Below are 21,155 nucleotides of genomic sequence, written 5' to 3' on the forward strand. Positions count from 1 at the left end.
CGCCCACGTCCGCTGCCCGGTGCCGAAACCGCGCGCTTCCATGGTGATGGCCAGCCGGGACGCCCGGCGGATGGCCTGGACCAGGAGCCCGAAGCTCTGCCCGAGGGTGGCCCGCAGCCGTTGCAGCGGGCTGCCCTGCGAGCCGACGCCGCGGGCCCGCCGCGCCATGCCGATGGTCTGCCATTCCTCGGCCATGAGTCCCACCAGGCGCATCGCGGCCAGCGTGCCGAGGACAAACCGGTGCGGCAGCCGGGCCTTCTGGGCCAGCGCATCGGCGAGGTCGGTGGGGTCCGTGCAGGTCATAAGCAGGATCGCTGGCAGGGCAATCGCGAGGCCGCGCAGCATAAAGCCGATTCCCAGCTGGAGGGAACCCTCGCTGATCGACCAGATCCCGACGTCGAGCAGTACAGCGCCGCTGTCCGCCGCGACGATCGCCGTGCTCCAGCCGCCCAGGGCTGCCGCGATGATGAGCGGCCAGCCGCGCTGCCACAGCAGGCGCAGGGTGAGGCCGGCCAGCGGAAAGAGCGCCAGCTCGGCCGCAAGCGCCACCGAGGCGGACACCCAGTCGATGGAGAGCGCCAGCACCAGGGTGATGAGGAAGACGACGGCGAACTTGGCCAGCGGGTTGGCGCGCGTCAGCAGCGCGTGGTTGCCGCGGAGGGTCAGGGCATCCCTCATGCCGCACCTGCTTCCTGGCGGGCGCCGCCGCGCGATGCCGGGCCGAGCCGCAGTTCGGCCCCGCCCAGGACGGCGCTGAATTCCTGGTCGTGGGTCACGGAAACCACGGAGGTCCCGGCGTCGAGCAGTTCTGAGAGGAACGAGGCGAGCTCGGCCCAGGTGTTGGCATCCTGGCCGAACGTCGGCTCGTCGAGGACCAGCACGCGAGGGTGGGCCGCGAGGACAGTGGCCACCGAGAGGCGCCGCTTTTCGCCTCCCGAGAGCGTGTACGGATTGGCGTCCACCAGGTGCGTCAGGCGCAGCCGTTCCAGCAGCTCATCAACCCGCTCCTCGCCATGCCCCAGGTGCCGCGGGCCGAACATCAGCTCGTCCAGCACGCGGCCGGTCACGAATTGGTGCTCAGGCTCCTGGAACACGGTTCCGATGCGGGAAATCAGCTGGTTGGCTTTCCATTTGAAGGGATCGATCCCGGCCCCCTCGGAAAGCTCGACGGCGGCGGACACCTTCCCCGCCACCGGCGCCAGAAGCCCGGCGAGCGTCAGCGCAAACGTTGACTTGCCGGCGCCGTTGGGCCCCGTGACGGTGAGTGCCTGGCCGGAACGGACCTGGGCCGTGATGCCCAGCTGCACCGGTACGGGCGGGATGGTCCGCAAGCCGCGACGCCGCGGACGCTCGCGGGAGACGGCCAGGTCCTCGGCCGCCAGCAGCAGGTCACCTGAGCCTGCGGACACGCGGCGGCGGGTTGCCGGAACATAGCCCGGCACCCAGACGCCTGCGCCGATCAGCATGTCCCGTGCCTCCGCGAGCACCTGGTCCGGCGGCCCGTCCAGCAGGACTGCGGACGTAGCGGAGGAAGCAGCGGAACCCGCTGCCGAGCCCGGCTGCAGCACCACAATCCGGTCCACCAGGTCCTTCCAGACGGACACGCGGTGTTCCACCACAACGAGGGTGGCACCGGTTTTGTCCAGGCAGCGGCCCACGGCGTCGCGGACTTCCAGCACGCCGGCGGGATCCAGGTTCGCGGTGGGCTCATCCAGCAGGATCAGCCCGGGCCGCATCGCGAGGATCCCGGCCAGCGCCAGGCGCTGCTTCTGCCCGCCGGACAGGGCCGACGTCGGGTGGTCCAGCGGGAGCCTGCCCGCACCAGCGCCGCCGTCGGCGTTCAAACCGCCGCCCCCGGCACTTCGCAGCCCGACGTCGTCGAGCGCTTCATGGACGCGCCGCCAGATCTCGCCCCGTGGAACGGCGAGGTTCTCGGCGCCGAAGGCGACGTCGTCACCCAGGCGCGACAGAACAACCTGCGTTTCCGGATCCTGCTGCATCAGGCCCGAGCGGCCGCGCTGCCCGCGGGGCACCACACCGTCGATCAGCAGCGAACCGGTTTCGTCGGCGTCGTCCTCTTCATCCCCCAGCACCCCTGCGAGCGCATGCAGCAGCGTTGACTTGCCCGCGCCCGACGGGCCCAGCAGCAGCACCCGCTCGCCGGGAGCGATGTCGAGGTCGAGCCCCCGGACGGCGGGGGCGGAACGTCCGGCATGCCGCCAGCCCCAGCCACGGGCGGACACCGCGGCGGGGCGTACTCCGTAAGCGCCGGCGTCGGAAGCGGTCATCAGTTGAAGACGGGCTCCGACGCTGCCTTCCGGGACGCGAACGAGCTCAGCACACCGGTCCTGGCCAGGCCGCGGGTGGCGATCCAGGACAGTGCGCCCGCAATCACCGCGCCGGAGATGGTGCAGAACACGATGTACGCGAGCTTGTCGCCGGGCTCGTAGGCGATGTTCCAGCCCCACGGCAGGAATGAGTCATTGAGGCCGCAGAACAGGCCCGCGCCGGCACCGGCCAGCAGCGCGGCGATGAGGTTGTACTTCTGGTGCAGGAAGGACTTGAACCGGAAGTTGCCGTACACCAGCAGGAAGAACACCAGCTCGGCGCCCAGGCCCTGGAGGAGTCCGGAGATCAGCACGGTGGCGCCGTACTGCGAGCCCATGATGAGTTCGCCGGTGGCGGCCACCGCTTCGCAGAAGAGCGCCGCGCCGGGTTTGCGGATGATGAGCATGCCCAGCACTGCCGGGATCATCCAGCCGCCGGCGATCAGGCCGGTCAGCGGGGGGTAAACGGCGTTCATGGGGGCGGAGACGATGCCGGCGCCCTGGGACCAGGCCCAGAAGATCACGCCGCCGGTGATGGCGATGAGTGCCGCCACCACGATGTCCACAACGCGCCAGGTATTGCCGGGTTTTTTGATTGCTGCAGTTGTCATTTTGGTCCTCCTGAGGAACAGGAGGGGAAAGTGCCCCGGCGTGCGGCGCTGCCGCCGTTTCCGGACACTTCGAGAACTCGACTCCCTTGCGCCGGTACTAACCGGATCAGGTTCGAGGGTCTGCGGCTGTCCGCACTCTCAGCGCCCACCTGCGGTTCCCTGGCAATGCCAGTGATGTCCGACGGCGGCGCTCCCCTGTCGTAAATAAATCTGCCCTGATGGGCGTGCTCCAGTTTACACCGCGGGCGGGGTAGATTGTGGGCCATGACTGCCAACAACCCGACTGTGACTGCGTTCAATCCTGATTCGACGGTGCCCCAGCCGGCGGGGCTGCTTGAGGCCCTGATTGCCCGGGTCGAAGCCGAGATCAACGAGCTGCAGTTTCCGCATTTCAGCAAGGACGACTCCCTCAACCTCGGGCTGCTCCTGGTGGAGCTGGGCAAATCGCGCCGGCTGCCTATCGCGATCGACATCACCAAGGGCGAGAAGGTCCTTTTCCATGTTGCCCTGGACGGCGCCACCCCCGACAACGAGCACTGGATCCGGGCCAAGCAGCGCACCGCCGCCAGGTATGAGATCCCGTCGCTGCTGGTGGGCCTGCGCGGCAGGCTGCACGGCGGCCGGATCGAGGACCACGGCTGGTTCGACGAGTCCACCTACGCCCCGCACGGCGGCTGCTTCCCGGTCTACGTCGCCGGTGTGGGTGCAGTGGCCACGGTGACGGTCTCGGGCCTGCCCCAGCAGCAGGACCACGATCTGGTGGTGGAAGCCCTGCGGGAGATTCTGGAGTCCATGCAGCCGGGTTAGGCTAAAGGAAGTCCCGGATCCGCTCACAAGGAGTTCAACGAATGAACCTGTTCATCAAGCTGCTCGGCACTGCAATCAGCATCGGCGCCGGGTTCGTCGGCACCAAGGTGGTCAATACCGTGTGGGAAAAGTCCACCGGCCGGAAGCCTCCCACCGGCAAGGACGAAGACACTCCCACCACCCTGCGCTCGGCCCTGACGTTCGCGCTCATTTCGGCCTCGGTCAGCACCATCATCCAGGTGCTCGCCAACCGCGGCACCCAGCGGGCCATCACCCGCTTCGCCAAGTCCCAGGACATCGTCTAACCGCACCACCAGCCCCTGAGTTCTTGTCCAGATAATCGGTTCAAACCGGCCGAGATACCCGATGATCTGGACAAAAACTCACACGGGACGCTGGGGCTGCGCGTGTCGCTCAGTCCCGCCGGCCGCCGTCGGACGCTTCATCCCTGGACGATTCATCCCGGGCCGATTGGGCCGCCTTCTGAACCACGGCTTCGAGTTCATCGGAGCTGAGCAGCTCACGGTGCAGGTGTTTGGTGCGGTAACCGGCGCGGCCCACCATATGGGCGGAAACCGGCACCGTCAGCAGCTGGAAAATCCAGGCCACCAGCAGCACCGGCCACACCCACCACGTGCGCAGCTGCAGGCCGATGGCCGCCAGGAGCAGGAACAGCCCCAGCACCTGGGGCTTGGTGGCCGCATGCATGCGGCTCAGCAGGTCCGGGAAGCGGAGCAGGCCCACGGCGGCGGCGAGCGACATGACGGCACCCACCACCAGGAACACCGCCGACACGGCATCGATGACGTTATCAACCACGCTGGCCTCAGGATTCATTGGCTTGCTCCCGCCGGTCGGCCACGTAGCGCGCCACGGTCACCGACCCGATGAAGCCGACCACGGACAGCGCCACCAGCAGCATCAGGTTGTTCAGGTGCCGGTTGACGGCCATGTCGATGCACAGGGCCGCACCGAGGATAGCGAGCAGTACGTCGGAGGCCAGCACCCTGTCCAGCAGCGACGGGCCGCGGGAGATCCTGATGATGGCTCCCGCCGCTGCCAGCGAAAGAATGACTGCGGTGACAGCCAGGACGGTCTGCATCATGCTGCGGCCTCCTGCCGGATTGCTTCGAGTTCTTCGCGGGTGCCCATGATCCTGATCAGGCCCGCTTCGATGGAGCGGACTTCCTTGCGCAGGCCTTCCACTTCTTCGGGGCTGCTGACATTGAGCGCGTGGAGGTACAGGGTGGACGTTGACCGGTCCACTTCCACCACCAGCGAGCCCGGGATCAGCGAAATCACGTGCCCGGTGGCGGTGACCATCAGATCCTGGTGGCTCCGCAACGGCACCGCGACGACGGCGTTGATGACCCGCGGGCCGCGGACAGCCGCCAAGTACATCACCTCAACGCTGGCTGCCGCCACCCTGCCCAGGAAACGCAGGGCAAATGGCACTGCATAAAGAATGTTGAACCTGCCGCTGAGTTCCACCGGCGGCAGGTAGAAGATCCGGGCCACGAGCACGGCCAGCAACGCGCCGAAGAGCAAGTTGCCGGGGCTGAAGTCCTGCCACAGGGCGCCCCAGACAATCACCAGCCATACCAGCAGGGGCAGTTCCTGGCGGAGGGAAATCCGGCGGCGGCTCATTTGCCCCCACCGTCTTTCAGGGCCAGCGGGGGAACGTCCGTGTCCTCGCCCAGCACGGCCTGGATGTAGGCGGACCGGTCCAGCATTTCGTGGGCGGCCTGGTCCGAGACAGTGAACAACGGGCCCGCAAAAACAGTGAGTGACACGCCCAGGACCACCAGGCCCAGGGTTGACCCCACCATGGTGCGGGGCAGCAGCGTGACGTTTTTGCGGCCGGCCCGGCTGCCCGTATCCGAATCCTCCGGCTCGGCCAGCAGGACGGGGTCCGGGTGCTCGGCGTCCGAGGGCTTGCGCCAGAAGGCGCGGTTCCAGACCCTCGCAACGGCCAGCAGCGTCAGGAGGCTGGTGACCACGCCGCCGATCACCAGGGCGTAGGCCAGGGGCGTGCCCAGTTCGATGCCCGCCTGGATGAGCCCCACTTTCCCCAGGAAACCGGAGAACGGCGGGATCCCGGCCAGGTTCATGGCGGGGATAAAGAACAGCAGGGCCAGGATGGGTGACAGCTTGGCGAGGCCTGCCAGCCGGTCCACGGAGGAGCTGCCGCCGCGGCGCTCGATCAGGCCCGTAACCAGGAAGAGGCTGGTCTGGATGGTGATGTGGTGGGCCACGTAGAACACGGCGGCGCCCAGCCCGGCCACCGAGGACATAGCCAGGCCGAACACCATGTAGCCGATGTGGCTGACCAGGGTGAAGGACAACAGACGTTTGATGTCGCTCTGGGCCAAGGCGCCGAGGATTCCCACCACCATCGTCAGCAGCGCCGCCACCATCAGCGGGGTGTTCAGGCTGTCCCCGGGGAAGAGCAGGGTCTCCGTGCGCACCATCGCGTAGACGCCCACTTTGGTCAGCAGGCCGGCGAACACGGCGGTGACCGGCGCGGGCGCCGTGGGGTAGGAGTCAGGCAGCCAGAACGAGAGCGGGAACACGGCCGCCTTGATGCCGAAGGCCACCAGGAGCATCACGTGCAGCAGGGTCCGGGTTCCCTCGTCCAGGTCCGCGAGCTTGATGGCGAGGTCGGCCATGTTCACGGTTCCGGTGGCGCCGTAGACCATGGCGATGGAGATCAGGAACAGCACCGAGGACACTACGGAGACCACCACGTAGGTGACGCCGGCGCGGATGCGGGGGCCGGTCCCGCCCAGTGTCATCAGCACATAGCTTGCCGTCAGCAGGATCTCGAAGCCGACGTACAGGTTGAACAGGTCCCCGGACAGGAACGCGTTGGAGACCCCGGCCACCAGGATCAGGTAGGTGGGGTGGAAGATCGACACCGGCGCGTCCTGGTCGCCGTCGGCCATGCCCTGCCCCGTGGCGTAGACCAACACAGCGAGGCTAATGGCCGACGACACCACGAGCATGAGGGACGAGAACTGGTCCACCACCATGGTGATGCCCCACGGCGGCAGCCAGCCACCGATGGTCACGGCGGCCGTTCCGCCGTCCCACACGGAGGCCAGCAGCAGGCACTCCAGCAGGAGGGTCAGGGACAGCACGCCGATGCTGACCGCGCGCTGGGCGCGGGAGTGCCGGATCAGCAGGAAGGCCAGGGCGGCACCGAGGATGGGAAGTACGACGGCGAGCGGGGCAAAGCTTGCGATGTTCACTTCACACCTCCTTCGGGACCAGGGGTTACGTTCCGCGAGCCGGGTTGCTCTTCGGCGGCGGCATCCGCGGCAGGAATCTTCTTGGCACCGGCCGTGACGGAACCCCCGGCCCCTTCCGGGCCGTCCGCTGCCGTGGGGTGGTCCGAGACCGTGCTCCCGTCGCCGCCCAGCATGGTCAGGGGAAACTCGGAAGTCTCGGCCGGGATCGGCGCGTCGTCCTCCGCGTCGAAGCGGGGGGTCTCGGCGACGCGGAGGTCCTCGACGTCGTCCTGGATCTCGTCCTGGCGGGCCAGGACCCACGTGCGGTAGATGATGCCGAGCATAAAGGCCGTCACGGCGAAGGAGATCACGATCGACGTGAGGATCAGGGCCTGTGGCAGCGGGTCCGCGTACTCATGCGCGCCGGTGTCCTTGCTGTACAGGGGTGCCAGGCCGGCATAGCCGCCGGTGGCCAGGATCAACAGGTTAGTGGCGTTCGCCAGCAGCATCAGCCCGAGCAGGACGCGGGTGAGGCTGCGTTCCAGGATTAGGTAGATGCCGCACGCATACAGGGCACCCATCACGGTCAGCAGGGTCAGGTTGACGCTCATCCTCGGCCCCTCGCAGTGGTTTCGGCGGGGACGCCCACGGGTTCCCGCACCTGGGCAGTCGCAGGGGCGTCGTCGTCTGGCGCGTCCTCGGCGGGCGCAGTTCTCTGCTCTTCAAAGTGTTCGTCGATCTCGGAGCCCAGGCTGCGGAGGACGTCCAGCACCAGGCCGATCACCACAATGTAGACGCCGATGTCGAAGATGGTGGACGTAACGAACTTGATGTCCCCGAACACCGGCAGCCAGAGTTCGATGATGGCGGTCTGGAATACCTGGCCGCCCAGCAGCAGCGGCACCACACCGGACGCCGCCGCAGTGGCGAGCCCGATCCCCAGCAGGGTTCCGGCGCCCACGGGCGTGGCCTCGCGCAGTTCGAACCGGCCGCCGGCCAGGTAGCGGATGGCCAGGGCAAGTCCGGCAGTCAGGCCGCCGGCGAAGCCGCCGCCGGGCAGGTTGTGGCCGGCCAGGAGGAGGTAAAGCGAGAAGATGATCAGGGAGTGGAAGATCAGCCGCGTGACCACTTCAAAGATGATGGAACGCCGTTCCGGTGCCAGCGTGCGCCCCGCCACGATCCAGGCATCCCGGGCGGAGGCGGCGAATTTGCGGCTGATGGCCAGGGCCGCGGCTTCCCGCGACCCGGGATCCACTGCGACCTGGCGGCCTACGCTGCCCTCGGCAATAGTTGCAGAGACCCTGGTCCGGTCGCCGCGGCCGCGGACGAAGATGAGGCTGGCAACACCCGTGGCAGCCAGTGCAAGGACGGATATTTCACCGAAAGTGTCCCAGGCGCGGATGTCCACCAGGGTCACGTTGACGATGTTCAGCCCGCCGCCGCCTTCATAGGCAAGGCGCGGGAATTCCAGGGACACGGGGACGGCCACCCGGGCGCCCATGGCGTGGATGGCGGCGAAGACCATGGTGACGCCGAACGCCGCCCCGATAATCACGCGGACCACCCGGTACTTGCCGCCGGTGCGGTCACGGAGTTCCGCGGGCAGGCTTCGCATGGCCAGGACAAAGGCCACCAGGATGATGGTTTCCACAAGCATCTGCGTGAGGGCCAGGTCCGGCGCGCCCTGGAGCGCGAACATCAGGGCGATCCCGTATCCGGTGACGGACACCATCAGCACGGCGAGGAACCGTTTGTTGGCCTTGACCGCGGCCAGCGCGCCGATCACAATTCCCGCCCCGACTACGGGCTGCAGCGGCGAGTAGGGATCGATGAAGTACAGGTTGTCCGGCAGCGGCTTGCCCGCCAGCACCATGGCGGTCAGTGGCAGCGCAAACGCCATCGTGAGGATCACGGCGAGGTAGAAGTACAGGGAACCACGCTGCGTGCGGCCCGTAATCCAGACCGCGGTGTCGTCCAGGGCGCCGATGGTGAGCTGGTACATGCGGTCGCCGTCGATCCAGCCGGGAACGCGGGACTGCGCGCGGGCCACCAGGTTCCGTCCGAAGTACATCGCCAGGCCGAGGCCAAACGTGACGGCGGTCAGTCCCAGGGCGGGGGTGAAACCGTGCCACAGCGCAAGGTGGCCGGCCTGCTCGGCCGGTGTGCCGGCGTCGGACGCGGTGGAGGCGAACAGCGCGGCGTAGGGCTGGACCCAGGCGTCCACTGACGCCGGCCAGAGGCCGTAGACGATGCTGAGGACGCTGAGGACGGCCGGGGCTGCCAGGAAGGAAGGCTTGACCGCCTTGAACGTTGTCCTCTCAATCCCGGGCTTCACCGCGAACGCTCCCCAGATAAAGCGCGCACTGTAGGCGAACGTGAGAACGGACCCGAGGACGATGCCCACGAGCACCACCAGGCTCCAGGCCTCGCCGCCGGAAGCGTGGTGGACAAAGGCTTCCAGCACTGATTCCTTGGCCACAAATCCGGCGAGCAGCGGGACGCCTGCCATCGAGGCGGCACCGATGCCGGCCACTATTCCGAGCGCACGGGACTGCCCGAACACGCCGGACAGCTGGCGCACATCGCGGGTCCCGGCCTGGTGGTCGATGATGCCCACCACCAGGAACAGGGTGGCCTTGAACAGTCCGTGGGCCAGGAGCATCGCGAGGCCGGCGAGGGCCGCATCCGGAGTGCCCAGCCCCACCACCATGGTCAGGAACCCCAGCTGGCTAACGGTGCCGTAAGCCAGGATGAGTTTGATGTCGGTCTGCCGGAGCGCCCGGTAGCCGCCAACCAGCATGGTGGCAAGGCCCAGCCCCAGCACAATGGACTGCCAGTACGCGGTGTCGGAAAATCCCGGGGCGAGCCGCGCCACCAGGTAGATCCCGGCCTTCACCATCGCCGCGGCGTGGAGGTACGCGCTCACCGGGGTTGGCGCTGCCATGGCTCCGGGAAGCCAGAAGTGGAAGGGAACCAGCGCGGACTTGCTGATGGCGCCCACCAGGATAAGTACGACGGCGGCGGCGACGATTGCTCCGGAAGGTCCGCTGATCAGCGTGGGAGCCTGAGCCAGGATCGCCGAAATCCTGTACGTGCCGGCGCTGTGGCCCAGCATGATCAGGCCCACCAGCATGGCCAGCCCGCCCGCGGTGGTGACCATCAGTGCCTGCAGCGCCGAACGCCGGGCCGCCAGCCTGGTGCGGGCGAAGCCGATCAGCAGGTAGGACAGGATGGTGGTGAGTTCCCAGAAGATGAACATCAGCAGAAGATCGTCAGCGATCACCAGGCCGAACATTACTCCCGCGAAGGCGAGGAACTGGGCGCCGAAGCCTCCGAGATCCTGGTCCTTGAGGCTGAAGTACCGGGCGCAATAGACGAGCACCAAGGCGCCGACGCCCAGGATCAGGAGCGACATCACCCAGGCAAGGGGATCGAGCCGGAAGGCGAACTCAAGATCCAGCCCGGGAATCCACGGGAAGACGTCCGAGACCGCGCCGGCGTCCGAGTACACGGCGCCGTGCTGGAACAGCAGCCAGACAAAGGACGCTGCGGGCACAGCCGCCAGCGCGTAGAACGCGTTGCGACCCCAGGCCCGGAAGAGAAACGGCGCCACGGCAGCCACCGCAAAGTGCACGGCAAGGACTGTGATCACTGGTATCTCCGCAACGTCAGGGATTCGATTGTCAAAAGTTAGGGCAGGCGGTCATTCGTCAGGTTCGGTGGCCACAGTTTATCAAGGCACCACTGACACTTTTCCCGCCCCGGATCGCGGTCCCTGCAATCTCCCGGGTGTCCGGCGTACTATCACCGCGATGTTCGCCAGGGGCGGATACGATTCAGCCTATGAACACCGCCAGCGCTCCTGAGGCCATGCAGCCGTCATCGGAACTCGCGTCCGGAACCCAGGCCACCGCCAAGGGCCGGGTCCTCGCCTGGGCCGCCTGGGACTGGGGATCTGCGGCCTTCAACGCGGTAATGACCACCTTCGTGTTCACCGTCTACCTCACCTCCAATGCCTTCGGCGGCGAGGATCAGGCTTCGGCCGTTCTTGGCGGTGCACTGGCCATTGCGGGGATCGCCATCGCGCTGCTCGCTCCGGTGACCGGGCAGCGCTCGGACAACGGCGGGCGCCGCAAACTGTGGCTGGGAGTCAACACGGCCGCCGTCGCCATCCTGACGGGCCTGTGCTTCTTTGTGTTCCCGCGGCCGGAGTTCCTGCTCCTGGGCGTTTCACTGATCGCGCTGGGGAATGTGTTCTTTGAGTTCGCCGGCGTCAACTACAACGCCATGCTGGCCCAGATCTCCACACCGAAAAACATCGGCAAAGTCAGCGGATTCGGCTGGGGCATGGGCTACCTGGGCGGCATAGTGGCCCTGCTGATTGTGCTGCAGCTGTTTGTGCAGCCGAGCTTCGACTGGTTCGGCGCCTCCACCGAGGACAGCCTGAACATCCGGCTCGTGGCTGTGTTCTCCGCCCTGTGGTTCTTCATCTTCGCCCTGCCGGTGCTGTTCGCGGTCCCGGAACTCCCGCGCCCGGAGCGGGCCCGGCCCTTGGGTTTCCTGGCCTCCTACGGCCTGCTGATCCGCCGGATCAAGGCCATCTATGCCACCAGCCCGCACACCATATACTTCCTCCTGGCCAGCGCAGTGTTCCGGGACGGCCTCGCTGCCGTGTTCACGTTCGGCGGGATCATCGCGGCCGGCACGTTTGGCTTCGAGTTGTCCCAGGTCATCTTCTTCGCCATCTTCGGCAACGTCGTGGCGGCCGTCGGCGCCGTCATCGGCGGGTTCCTGGACGATCGTGTAGGGCCCAAGGCCGTGATCATGGGTTCCCTGGTGGGGCTGCTGGTCGCCGGGACCATGATCCTGGTCCTCGGCAACGAAAACTACATCTTCTTTGGCACGGCGTGGGCCGGCAGCACCACCTTCTGGGTCTTCGGGCTGTTCCTGTGCCTGTTTGTGGGGCCTGCCCAGTCCTCGTCGCGGGCTTACCTGGCCCGGCTGGCACCGCACGGCGAGTCCGGCGAGCTGTTCGGCCTTTACGCCACCACCGGCCGTGCCGTCAGTTTCCTGGCCCCGGCGCTGTTCACCCTGTGCATCACGCTGGCCACTCCGCTGGTGGCCCCTGGCGAGGCACAGCGCTGGGGAATCCTGGGCATCATGGTGGTGCTGCTCGCCGGCCTGCTGGTCCTGCTGCCGGTGAAGTCGCCGGACAAGACCGCCATCGCCGTGGTTCCAGCCTCCTAGCGCGAACGGGCACTTCAGCCCGAAACCGGCCTGCAAAGACTAGGCTGGTGGTATGAACGTGGACGAGACTGACCTCCCCGGCATGGGCCGGCGGAAGGACTTCATGACGACTTCCGGCCGCCGCATCGGCGTCGTGGAGCTGCGCGAGGGCACGATGGAACTCATCGTTTCCACTTGGGACGATCCCGACACCTGCCAGGCGTCGATTCCCCTGACCGGCGATGAGGCCGCCACCCTGGGTAACCTCCTGGGCGGGCAGCACCTTGCCATGAAGCTGACTGAAGAGCACCGGGAGATCCCGGGCATCGTGACCCGGCAGTTCTCCATCGCCCCGGAATCCCCGTTCCAGAACCAGCCCATGGGGAAGGCCTGCATCCGCACCCGCTGCGGAGTCTCGATCGTGGCGATCATGCGTGAAGGCGAAGTGCTCCCGTCGCCGGGACCCGACGTCGTACTTCACTCCGGTGACCTCCTCGTTGCAGTTGGAACGCAAGAAGGCCTCGATTCGGCGGCCGACATCCTGCGCAACGGCTGAGCGTCATGGACCCGCTGGCCCTGACCCTCATTGAACTGGGGGCCGTTGTGTTCTGCCTTGGCCTCCTGGCCAGGCTGGCCGGACGGATCGGAATGTCACCCATCCCGCTCTACCTCGTTGGCGGACTCGCCTTCGGCGCAGGCGGTGTGGTCAAACTCGAAGGTATGCACGAATTCGCACATCTCTCGGGCGAAATCGGCGTGATCCTGCTGCTGCTTATGCTCGGTTTGGAATATACGGCTGCCGAGCTTTTCACCGGTCTGCGCAGGTCCTGGCAGGCCGGTGTTCTTGACCTGGTGCTGAATTTCCTGCCCGGCGCGGCGCTGGCGCTCCTGCTCGGCTGGGGAACGGTGGGCGCCATGGTTATGGGCGGTGTCACGTACATATCGTCCTCAGGGATCGCCGCCAAAGTCATCACGGACCTGGGCCGGATCGGTAACCGCGAGACCCCCGTGGTGCTGTCCATCCTCGTGTTCGAGGACCTGGCCATGGCTGTGTACCTGCCCATCCTCACCGCCACCCTCGCGGGCGTGAGCTTCCTGGGCGGGCTCACCACGGTAGCAATCTCGCTGGCCGTGGTCACCGTCGTATTAATGGTGGCGCTGCGGCACGGCCACCGTGTATCAAAAGCGGTGCACAGCGAAAACTCCGAAGTATTCCTGCTCAACCTGCTCGGCGCCGCACTGCTGGTGGCCGGCGTCGCGTCAGCCCTGCAGGTTTCGGCCGCAGTGGGCGCGTTTATGTTGGGTATAGCGATCTCGGGGGCTACCGCCCACAGCGCCACCCGGATCCTGGAACCGCTGCGGGATCTCTTTGCGGCCATCTTCTTTGTGGCCTTCGGGCTCAACACAGACCCGTCGACCATCCCGCCGGTACTCGGCTGGGCTCTGATCCTGGCGGCCATCACTGCCACCACCAAGATGCTCACGGGCATCTGGGCTGCCAAACGCGCCGGAATTGCACGCCGGGGCCGCTTCCGTGCAGGCGCCGCCCTGATTGCCCGCGGCGAGTTCTCCATTGTGATCGCCGGCCTGGCCGTGGCGTCTGGCGTGGTCCCGGACGATCTCGCCGCCCTGGCAACCGCCTACGTGCTGATCATGGCCGTCCTCGGGCCGCTGGCCGCGCGCTATGTGGAACCGGTGCTCAAGGCGTTCGGCGGGCCTGTCCGGTTGGCCGCGAAGGCGTAGGCCAAGCACGCTCCCCGCGCCGAGAGGTGCGGCTCAGACCTCGGTGCGGTGGAAGTTCAGGTGGCTGCGGCTGGCTGTCGGCCCACGCTGGCCCTGGTAGCGGTTGCCGTATTCGCCGGAGCCGTATGGGAACTCGGCCGCAGAGGTCAGCCGGAAAAAGCACAGCTGGCCGATCTTCATGCCGGGCCACAGCTTGATGGGCAGGGTGGCCATGTTGGACAGCTCCAGCGTGACGTGGCCGGAAAACCCCGGATCAATGAACCCGGCCGTGGAGTGCGTCAGCAGGCCCAGCCGGCCCAGGGACGACTTGCCCTCCAACCGCGCAGCAATGTCGTCCGGCAACGTGACGGCCTCGTAGGTGGAACCCAGGACAAACTCGCCGGGGTGCAGGATGAACGGCTCACCGCTCTCCACCTCCACAAGCCGCGTCAGCTCGGGCTGCTCTTCGGCGGGGTCGATGTGCGCGTACTTATGGTTGTCGAAAAGTCGGAAGAACCGGTCGATCCGCACGTCCACCGAGGATGGCTGGACCATCGCGGGATCGTACGGTTCGAGGACGATCCGTTGGGTGTCTAGTTCGGCACGAATGTCGCGGTCAGAGATCAGCACCGTCCCAAATTACTATGCGTTGTCCACAGCGCACACTTTTTCGTTGTTGCTGTCGCCTAGTGGGGCTAATGTGGCCTCAGCATGTCAGCCGCCGGATGGTCTCCCGGTTGGTACAACTAAACTGATCTGGGGTTGGTTTTGAATAAATCTGCGGCGCCCGCCGTTGTGGCCATGTTGTGCGCGCTCGCCCTCGTGTCCCCGGCCGCCGGCATGTATTCCGGCCCGCCGGCGAATGCGCCAGTCCAGGCTGGTGCTTTGGGGCCGCGCACGGTCACGTTGGGACCGTCGGGAACAGCGGACGACGGCGGCGCACCCGACGTTGTGACCGGCACCGGTTCCCCGCTCGCCCCGGCCGTGGAACCGGTGATCACACCCGCGTCACCCGCCGGAGAAGGCACGTCAGGGACCGCAGCGGCGCCGACGACGGCCACGGTGGCTGCCCCCGGGACCACCACGCCCGAACCAGTCGCGCCCGAGCCGCCCTCCCTGCCGCCCCTCTGGGCCCCCGAATCCGAACTGGCCCACAACAAAACCGCGGCTCCCACCCTGTCGGCTCCCACCGCTCCAGCCCCCGCAACGGAATCACTTACTACCGAATCCCTTGGCACCGAGGCCCTCGTGCCGGACAGCAACACGGCCGCCATCCTCACGGTTTTCAACGAAATCAACAACTACCGGGTGTCCAAGGGCCTGGCCCCGGTCAAGTACCACCCCACGGTGGCCGGCATGGCGCAGGAATGGTCCGACAGCATCGCGTCCCGGGACGTCATTGAGCACCGTGCCAGCTTCTGGACCGACCCCCGCGCCCTGAACCCGAGCAGCGGCGGTGAGGTCATTGCCATCCGCACGGACCGCAACGCGGCCCAGCTAGTCGAGTGGTGGAAAAGCTCCGCCGGCCACAACGCCATGCTGCTGGACCCGCGCTTCAACGTCATGGGCGCCGGGATCTCGTACACGAACAATCTGTACACCATCTGGGGTGTGGTGAACTTCTTCGGCTACACCACTCTCCCTGCCGGCACCGTCACGTCGCCCGGGGGCAGTTCCGCCGGCGGGGGCGCCTTCCCCCCTCCGCCGCCGACCTTGTGCGACCCGGCCGTCAAACACATGCCGCCCACCCTGGATTTGAGCAGCGCGGCGATCAACAGTGCCGCTGATCTGGTGACCATCAACGCCTCGGGCCAGCTCATCAACCGCCCCTCCACAGGGAACAGGACCTTTGGTGCTGCCAAGGTCATCGGCTCCGGTTTCGGGACGGCCAAGGAAGTGTTCACCCCCGACTGGGACCGCGACGGCGTCTATGACCTCCTGACCCAGTGGACCAACGGCAACCTGACCCTGCACCGGGGCATCGCCACCGGCGGGTTCCAGGCGTCGGTCACCCTGGGCAGTGGCGGCTGGGAAACCCTCACGCTGGCCGTCGGCGGCTGGTGCGCCAACAACCGGCTCCCCCAGCTGGTCGCCCTGGATACCGGCGGCAACCTGTATCTCTACCCGAACGTGGGCCTGGCCGACATGTCCTCGCGCACCGTCATGGCGACCGGCGTGACGGCCAGGAAGCTGAGCATGGTGGATTATGACGCCGACGGTTTCCAGGATCTCCTGGCCATTAGGTCCGACGGCGGTGTGCAGCTTTACCGCGGAGCTGGCACTCCGGCGCCACGCGCCGAAGCCCGGCTCACCGTCGCCACTGGCTGGACCGATGTCACCGGGATCCGTCCGCTGCGCGACGTGACAGCCCTGAACTCCACGGGGGTGGCACTGCGCCGGGCCAATGACGTGGTGCAGTACTGGAACCTGAGCACCGGAACCCTGGCGTCGCCGTCGAACATCACCGGAAGCTGGGCGGGCCAGCGGCTGGCGCAGTAGCCCTCAGGCGGCCGTCCGTATTTCCAGGACATCCTTGAGCCGTGCGAGCTGGGACACTTCGGCCCTGATGGTGCGCTGGATGCCGGTGTTCATCAGGCCCAGGAGGCCTTTGGGCTGGTATTCGAGGGCGAACCTGACCCGGGTGCCGGCCGGTTCGGTGCTGAGGTAGTACCCGCCGGTGGGCTGCGAGGGTCCGGAGATCACACGGAACTGGATCTCGGCGCCCGGCCTGGCCTGCGTTATTTCAAAGTCGGCGGGGATTGTCCGTCCTGACCGGCCCGTGGTTGTCTGCCGGTACACAGCGCCCTTGGTTCCGGCGGCACCGGACATCAAGTCGATGCTGCGGATGCCCTTGCGCCATAGGGGAAGGTTCATTCCGTCCACCAGGAACGCGTACACGGTCATTGCGTCGCACCGGATAAGCACCTCGTGCTCTGCAAATACCATGGGAGTCCTTAGTTAGCGGCCGGTCAGGTGGTAGCCCGCCCCACCCCCATGACACCGCAGCTAACGGGTTCAGAGTAGCCACTCGGCCCGCCCCGGACCTAGCCACCGACAGCGCCGTTATTGAAGAGTTACTGGATGACGCGGCCGGTAGCGGCCATCCCGGCGGACACGGGTCCAGTGTGTGGTCACTGTTGCTGGCGCGTGATCGCATCTGCGCTAAGCTAAGTTCTGCCCCGCTCAAAACGGGGCGATGCGGCTGTAGCTCAATGGTAGAGCGCTAGCTTCCCAAGCTTGATACGCGGGTCCGATTCCCGTCAGCCGCTCCAATCTTTCTCACCACCTTTTTCGCACCACAGCAGCTGGCCCGCCGGCACGGCGACTCCCACTCCATACGGCCATCACCCGGGGGCTGTTAGGCCCGGCCGTGTATCGTCAGAAGTCAGGAACCTCTTCGGTTCCGCTACAGGAGCAATCATGGCTGACAAGTCCCCGCGTCAAGCAGCATCCAAAAAAGCCGGCAAGTCCATCAAGGAAAAGCGCGCCGACAAGCGGGCCGCCGGAGCGCCGGCCACCTCCCTGGACATCACGTCCAAGGCCGCAAAAAAGAAGTGAGTGGCCAACAGAGCCACCTGACCCTCGGCGTCCTGGCATCCACCCGGAAACCGGACGAACGCCGCCTCCCCATCCACCCCCTGCATTTCGAGCGGATCGCTCCGGAACTGCGCCAGCGCATCATCCTGGAGCAGGGCTATGGTGAGCGCTTCGGCGTCTCGGATGACCAGCTCTCAACCCTCGTGGGCAAAATGGCCACCAAGGAAGCGCTGCTGGCGGAGGCCGACGTCGTACTCCTGCCCAAGCCGCAGCCGGAGGACCTCGCGGAACTGCGCGACGGCCAGATCCTCTGGGGCTGGCCGCACTGCGTCCAGGACCGCGCCATCACCCAGCTGGCCATCGACAAGAAGCTCACGCTCATCGCCTTCGAAGCAATGAACCACTGGGCGAGCGACGGCGGATTCGGGCTTCACGTGTTCCACAAAAACAACGAGCTGGCCGGCTACTGCTCGGTGCTTCATGCGCTCTCGCTCACCGGCTCCACGGGTGACTACGGCCGCCGACTCAGTGCCGTGGTGATCGGCTTCGGCGCGACCGCCCGCGGCGCAGTGACCGCGCTGAACGCGCATGGCATCCACGACGTTCAGGTGCTGACCAACCGCGGAGTTGCGGCAGTTGGTGCCCCGATCCACTCGGTCAACATCGTCCAGTTTGATCACGACGACAAGGCACCCTTCCTGAGCCAGGTCATCACCGAGCGGGGCCGGGTTCCGCTGGCGCCGTTCCTGGCCGAGAGCGACATCGTGGTCAACTGCACGCTGCAGGATCCGAACAATCCGCTGACGTATTTGCGGAGTGAGGACCTCGCGGCGTTCAGCCCGGGCAGCCTGATCGTGGATGTTTCGTGCGACGAGGGAATGGGCTTCAGCTGGGCGCGGTCCACCACGTTCGCAGAACCGATGTTTACCATCGGCGACCACATCAACTATTACGCGGTGGACCACAGCCCGTCCTACCTCTGGAATTCCTCCAGCTGGGAGATCAGCCAGGCCCTGCTGCCGTTCCTTGAGACCGTCATCGGCGGCCCCGCGGAGTGGGATGGGAACGAAACCATTTCCCGCGCCATCGAAATCCGCGAAGGCGTGGTCCTCAACAAGGACGTGCTGGAGTTCCAGCGGCGCGAGGCCGAGTACCCGCACCTGCCGGCTTAGGCTCTGCAGACTGTGGGCCGGGGCGTAGACGCCGCGGCCCACAGTCTGCAGCCCTTTACGCCATGGCCACCTACGCCGCGGCCACCCGTCTGACGATCCGCAGCGGGTGGCGGCGGTCCTTGAGGTCCACCCTGAGCGCCAGCGCGCCTTTTCGGGCCAGGACGACGGCGACAGTCACCGCGGCGAGCGCCGGCACCCCGCCGGACACCATGAGTGCCACGTGCGGGTCCACGTGCTCGGCGATCCACCCGAGCATGGGCCCGCCGATGGCCTGGCCGCCGATCAGCACCATGATGTACAGGCTCATGACCCGGCCGCGGATGCCCATGTTGGAGCTGATCTGGACCAGCTGGTTGGAGCCGGTCAGGAACATCAGGCACCAGAATCCGGACAGGACCATCACCACGCTGAACCAGAGCATGGACGGCGCCAGGGCGGCCAGGCACAGCATCAGGCCATACATTCCCGCGCAGAACACCACGGAGCGGAGCCGCAGGTGGCGGCGCCGTGTGGACGCGACAGCACCGGCCAACGCCCCCAGTGCCACCAGGGCGTTCAGCAGGCCATAGCCGCCGGCGCCGACGTCGAACACGTGGTCCGCGAACGCGGCGAGCAGCACGGGCAGGCTCATGGCGAAGACGGAGATGAAGCCGGCCATCAGCCACGGCCAGTAGATGGTGGGCTTGCTGAGCGCGTACTGCAGTCCTTCCCGCAGCATGCCCTTCTTCTTGGGCGCGGGGGCACTGACGAACAGTTGGTCCTTGCGCAGGAGCAGCAGCATGGCCACGGTGGAGCAGCAGGCCAGCGCATTCGCGGCGAAGGCCCAGCCGGCGCCGACAGCGGTGAGCAGCAGTCCCGCCAGTGCCGGACCGATCAGCCCGCCCAGCTGGAACGTCGTGGAGTTGACGCTGATGGCGTTCCGGAGGTATTTGGGGCCCACCAGTTCGTTGACGAACACCTGGCGCGCGGGCTGGTCCAGCACGGTGACCAGGCCCAGCAGCAGCGCGATGACGTACACGTGCCACACTTCGATGGCGCCGGTCAGGGCAAGTGCCGCGAGCGCTGCGGCGAGGACCGCTGCCAGGCTCTGGCACAGGATGAGGATCCGGCGCTTGGCGAACCGGTCCGCCATCATGCCGCCCCACGGCCCCAACAGCAGCGACGGCATGAACTGCAGCGCCACGGTGATGCCCACGGCGGTGACGGAACCGGACAGTTCCAGCACCAGCCAGTCCTGGGCGATCCGCTGCATCCAGAGCGCGACGACGGCGACAAAGTGCCCGATCGCGAAGATGCGGAAATTGGGGACTTTCAGGGAGATAAACGTTTGCCGCCAGGGGAGGTGTTCACTGACGACGGCGATGGGTTGGGTCTGGGCGGAGGCGGCGGTAGCGGACGCGGAGGCGGAGTCGATGACGGGCTGGCTGACGGTTGCCGACGTTGGCGGTGGGGGTGCCACAGGGATGTCCTCAGGGAAGCGGGCGGACTGGGATGCTTCCCACGCTAGGCTGGTTCCAGGTGATTATGTAGCCCTATCTCGCCTATAACTACCATTGCAAAGCGTAATAACGCCCACTCTGACGTGGGTGGACAGTCAGCCCGCAGCCAAAGGAGTCCACTGTGTACGAACCCACCCAGCTCCGTTCCTTCCTGGCCGTAGCCGAGACGCTCAGCTTCACCAAGGCCGCGGAGCGCCTGGGCCTGGCACAACCCACCGTCAGCCAGCATGTCCGCAAGCTGGAGACGGCGGCGAAGCGCATCCTCATCAGCAGGGACACCCGCGACGTCCGGCTCACGGACAACGGTGACGCGATGGCCGGCTTCGCCCGCACCATCCTTTCGGCCCACGATGCCGCCACCCGTTACTTCTCCGGCTCGGCCATGCGGGGCCGGCTGCGGTTCGGCACGGCAGACGACCTGGCCATCACCGGCCTCCCCCGGATCCTTCGGGAGTTCCGCCAGGTCTATCCACAGATCAACCTTGAGCTCACCGTTGGCCAGAGCGACCAGCTGTATAAGAAACTCAATGCCGGCCAGCTGGACCTGGTGTTTGTGAAGTGGGTGGCTGGCGTCAAGGACGGCACCGTGGTCCAGCACGACACGTTTTCCTGGGTGGGGCTGGAACAGACGTCACTGGAGCCGGGGCATCCCGTACCGCTGATCTCATACCCCTCCCCCAGCCTCAGCCGGAAGCTGGCCATCGATGCACTGGAATCAAGCGGCCGGACCTGGCGGATCACGTGCACTACCCGGCAGATCAGTGGTGTCCTGGCGGCACTCCGGGCAGGCATCGGCGTGGCTGTGATGCCGACGTCGCTGGTTCCCGAAGACCTCAAGATCATCACCCGCCGGTTCGACCTGCCTCCAGTGGGCGATGTGGATTTCACCCTGATCCGGAACCCGCTGGCCAACGCCGAAGTGATCGATGCGCTGACCCAGACCATCGTCGGGCGGACGCTCAAGAAGTCGGTTTGACCGAATTTGCCGCAGGAATCAGGGCTGGAAACGAACCATTGAAGTAAA

21 protein-coding genes, 1 tRNA gene and 1 riboswitch are annotated in these 21,155 nt (G+C 66.6%); of the genes, 10 read left to right on the top strand and 12 right to left on the bottom strand.

Annotated features, from left to right (window positions below):
- The 3 genes from V6M49_RS01650 to V6M49_RS01660 form a co-directional block, all read right to left on the bottom strand.
- Positions 1-678, bottom strand: a 678-nt coding sequence (locus V6M49_RS01650) for an energy-coupling factor transporter transmembrane component T family protein (RefSeq protein ID WP_332759694.1), incomplete at its 3' end; no start/stop codon positions are given.
- Complete coding sequence (locus tag V6M49_RS01655; protein ID WP_332759695.1) at positions 675-2,288, bottom strand: ABC transporter ATP-binding protein; 1,614 nt, start codon at positions 2,286-2,288, stop codon at positions 675-677. The genes V6M49_RS01650 and V6M49_RS01655, both read right to left, overlap by 4 nt.
- Positions 2,288-2,938: an ECF transporter S component gene (locus V6M49_RS01660; RefSeq protein WP_141138690.1), complete on the bottom strand. Its 651-nt coding sequence runs from the start codon at positions 2,936-2,938 to the stop codon at positions 2,288-2,290. The genes V6M49_RS01655 and V6M49_RS01660 overlap by 1 nt, the downstream gene beginning before the upstream one ends.
- A gap of 65 nt (positions 2,939-3,003) precedes the next feature.
- A riboswitch (TPP riboswitch) is annotated at positions 3,004-3,145 on the bottom strand.
- 57 nt (positions 3,146-3,202) lie between these two features.
- On the opposite strand from V6M49_RS01660, the gene V6M49_RS01665 reads away from it, so the two are divergent.
- Positions 3,203-3,745 carry a heme-degrading domain-containing protein gene (locus V6M49_RS01665; RefSeq protein WP_332759696.1) on the top strand — a complete coding sequence of 181 codons (543 nt, stop codon included), beginning with the start codon at positions 3,203-3,205 and terminating at the stop codon, positions 3,743-3,745.
- A 41-nt stretch (positions 3,746-3,786) separates the two neighbouring features.
- Entirely contained in the window at positions 3,787-4,050 is a 264-nt protein-coding gene (locus tag V6M49_RS01670) for a DUF4235 domain-containing protein (RefSeq protein WP_104063261.1), read from the top strand.
- A 109-nt stretch (positions 4,051-4,159) separates the two neighbouring features.
- Here V6M49_RS01670 and mnhG read toward each other — a convergent pair whose 3' ends face one another.
- From mnhG to V6M49_RS01700, 6 genes are read right to left on the bottom strand one after another with little or no spacing between them, the layout of a single operon-like run.
- Complete coding sequence (gene mnhG / locus V6M49_RS01675) at positions 4,160-4,582, bottom strand: monovalent cation/H(+) antiporter subunit G (protein ID WP_332759699.1); 423 nt, start codon at positions 4,580-4,582, stop codon at positions 4,160-4,162.
- Positions 4,572-4,850 carry a monovalent cation/H+ antiporter complex subunit F gene (locus V6M49_RS01680; RefSeq protein ID WP_058930856.1) on the bottom strand — a complete coding sequence of 93 codons (279 nt, stop codon included), beginning with the start codon at positions 4,848-4,850 and terminating at the stop codon, positions 4,572-4,574. Before V6M49_RS01680 ends, mnhG begins: the two co-directional genes overlap by 11 nt.
- Positions 4,847-5,392, bottom strand: coding sequence for a Na+/H+ antiporter subunit E (locus tag V6M49_RS01685; RefSeq protein ID WP_332759702.1), 546 nt, complete (start codon positions 5,390-5,392; stop codon positions 4,847-4,849). The genes V6M49_RS01680 and V6M49_RS01685 overlap by 4 nt, the downstream gene beginning before the upstream one ends.
- On the bottom strand, positions 5,389-6,996 hold the full coding sequence (locus V6M49_RS01690; RefSeq protein ID WP_332759703.1) for a Na+/H+ antiporter subunit D: 1,608 nt from the start codon (positions 6,994-6,996) through the stop codon (positions 5,389-5,391). The genes V6M49_RS01685 and V6M49_RS01690 overlap by 4 nt, the downstream gene beginning before the upstream one ends.
- Positions 6,993-7,586 (bottom strand): Na(+)/H(+) antiporter subunit C, encoded by a 594-nt coding sequence (locus V6M49_RS01695; RefSeq protein ID WP_332759705.1) that lies wholly within the window; start codon positions 7,584-7,586, stop codon positions 6,993-6,995. Before V6M49_RS01695 ends, V6M49_RS01690 begins: the two co-directional genes overlap by 4 nt.
- A complete protein-coding gene (locus V6M49_RS01700) occupies positions 7,583-10,627 on the bottom strand; it encodes a Na+/H+ antiporter subunit A (protein WP_332759707.1) in 3,045 nt (1,014 codons plus the stop codon). Before V6M49_RS01700 ends, V6M49_RS01695 begins: the two co-directional genes overlap by 4 nt.
- Positions 10,628-10,818: 191 nt before the next feature.
- On the opposite strand from V6M49_RS01700, the gene V6M49_RS01705 reads away from it, so the two are divergent.
- The 3 genes from V6M49_RS01705 to V6M49_RS01715 are packed head-to-tail and all read left to right on the top strand — an operon-like array spanning position 10,819 to position 13,944.
- A complete protein-coding gene (locus V6M49_RS01705) occupies positions 10,819-12,222 on the top strand; it encodes an MFS transporter (protein WP_332759709.1) in 1,404 nt (467 codons plus the stop codon).
- Positions 12,223-12,274: 52 nt separating this feature from the next.
- Positions 12,275-12,757, top strand: coding sequence for a cation:proton antiporter regulatory subunit (locus V6M49_RS01710; RefSeq protein WP_058930850.1), 483 nt, complete (start codon positions 12,275-12,277; stop codon positions 12,755-12,757).
- A gap of 5 nt (positions 12,758-12,762) precedes the next feature.
- The gene (locus tag V6M49_RS01715; RefSeq protein ID WP_141138699.1) at positions 12,763-13,944 is read left to right on the top strand and encodes a cation:proton antiporter; all 1,182 of its coding nucleotides are present in this window, start codon (positions 12,763-12,765) and stop codon (positions 13,942-13,944) included.
- Between the two features lie 33 nt (positions 13,945-13,977).
- Here the strand turns inward: V6M49_RS01715 and dcd are convergent, their stop codons facing one another.
- Entirely contained in the window at positions 13,978-14,553 is a 576-nt protein-coding gene (dcd, locus tag V6M49_RS01720) for a dCTP deaminase (protein ID WP_104063269.1), read from the bottom strand.
- Positions 14,554-14,691: 138 nt separating this feature from the next.
- On the opposite strand from dcd, the gene V6M49_RS01725 reads away from it, so the two are divergent.
- Positions 14,692-16,422: a CAP domain-containing protein gene (locus tag V6M49_RS01725; RefSeq protein ID WP_332759711.1), complete on the top strand. Its 1,731-nt coding sequence runs from the start codon at positions 14,692-14,694 to the stop codon at positions 16,420-16,422.
- Between the two features lie 3 nt (positions 16,423-16,425).
- Here the strand turns inward: V6M49_RS01725 and V6M49_RS01730 are convergent, their stop codons facing one another.
- Positions 16,426-16,869 carry an SRPBCC family protein gene (locus V6M49_RS01730; RefSeq protein ID WP_141138700.1) on the bottom strand — a complete coding sequence of 148 codons (444 nt, stop codon included), beginning with the start codon at positions 16,867-16,869 and terminating at the stop codon, positions 16,426-16,428.
- A 252-nt stretch (positions 16,870-17,121) separates the two neighbouring features.
- Between V6M49_RS01730 and V6M49_RS01735 the strand changes: the two genes are divergently transcribed.
- The 3 genes from V6M49_RS01735 to V6M49_RS01745 all read left to right on the top strand — a co-directional run bounded on the left by V6M49_RS01735 (position 17,122) and on the right by V6M49_RS01745 (position 18,632).
- Positions 17,122-17,195: transfer RNA gene (locus V6M49_RS01735), tRNA-Gly, on the top strand.
- A 148-nt stretch (positions 17,196-17,343) separates the two neighbouring features.
- Positions 17,344-17,481 (top strand): hypothetical protein, encoded by a 138-nt coding sequence (locus tag V6M49_RS01740; RefSeq protein ID WP_167349828.1) that lies wholly within the window; start codon positions 17,344-17,346, stop codon positions 17,479-17,481.
- A complete protein-coding gene (locus V6M49_RS01745; RefSeq protein WP_332759712.1) occupies positions 17,478-18,632 on the top strand; it encodes a N(5)-(carboxyethyl)ornithine synthase in 1,155 nt (384 codons plus the stop codon). The genes V6M49_RS01740 and V6M49_RS01745 overlap by 4 nt, the downstream gene beginning before the upstream one ends.
- A gap of 70 nt (positions 18,633-18,702) precedes the next feature.
- On the opposite strand, the gene V6M49_RS01750 is transcribed toward V6M49_RS01745, so the two are convergent.
- The gene (locus V6M49_RS01750) at positions 18,703-20,091 is read right to left on the bottom strand and encodes an MFS transporter (protein ID WP_332759713.1); all 1,389 of its coding nucleotides are present in this window, start codon (positions 20,089-20,091) and stop codon (positions 18,703-18,705) included.
- A gap of 161 nt (positions 20,092-20,252) precedes the next feature.
- Between V6M49_RS01750 and V6M49_RS01755 the strand changes: the two genes are divergently transcribed.
- Positions 20,253-21,107, top strand: a complete 855-nt coding sequence (locus V6M49_RS01755; protein WP_056341377.1) for a LysR family transcriptional regulator — start codon at positions 20,253-20,255, stop codon at positions 21,105-21,107.
- Positions 21,108-21,155: the final 48 nt, after the last annotated feature.

It is taken from the genome of Pseudarthrobacter sp. (genome assembly GCF_036675385.1).
GTDB lineage: Bacteria > Actinomycetota > Actinomycetes > Actinomycetales > Micrococcaceae > Arthrobacter.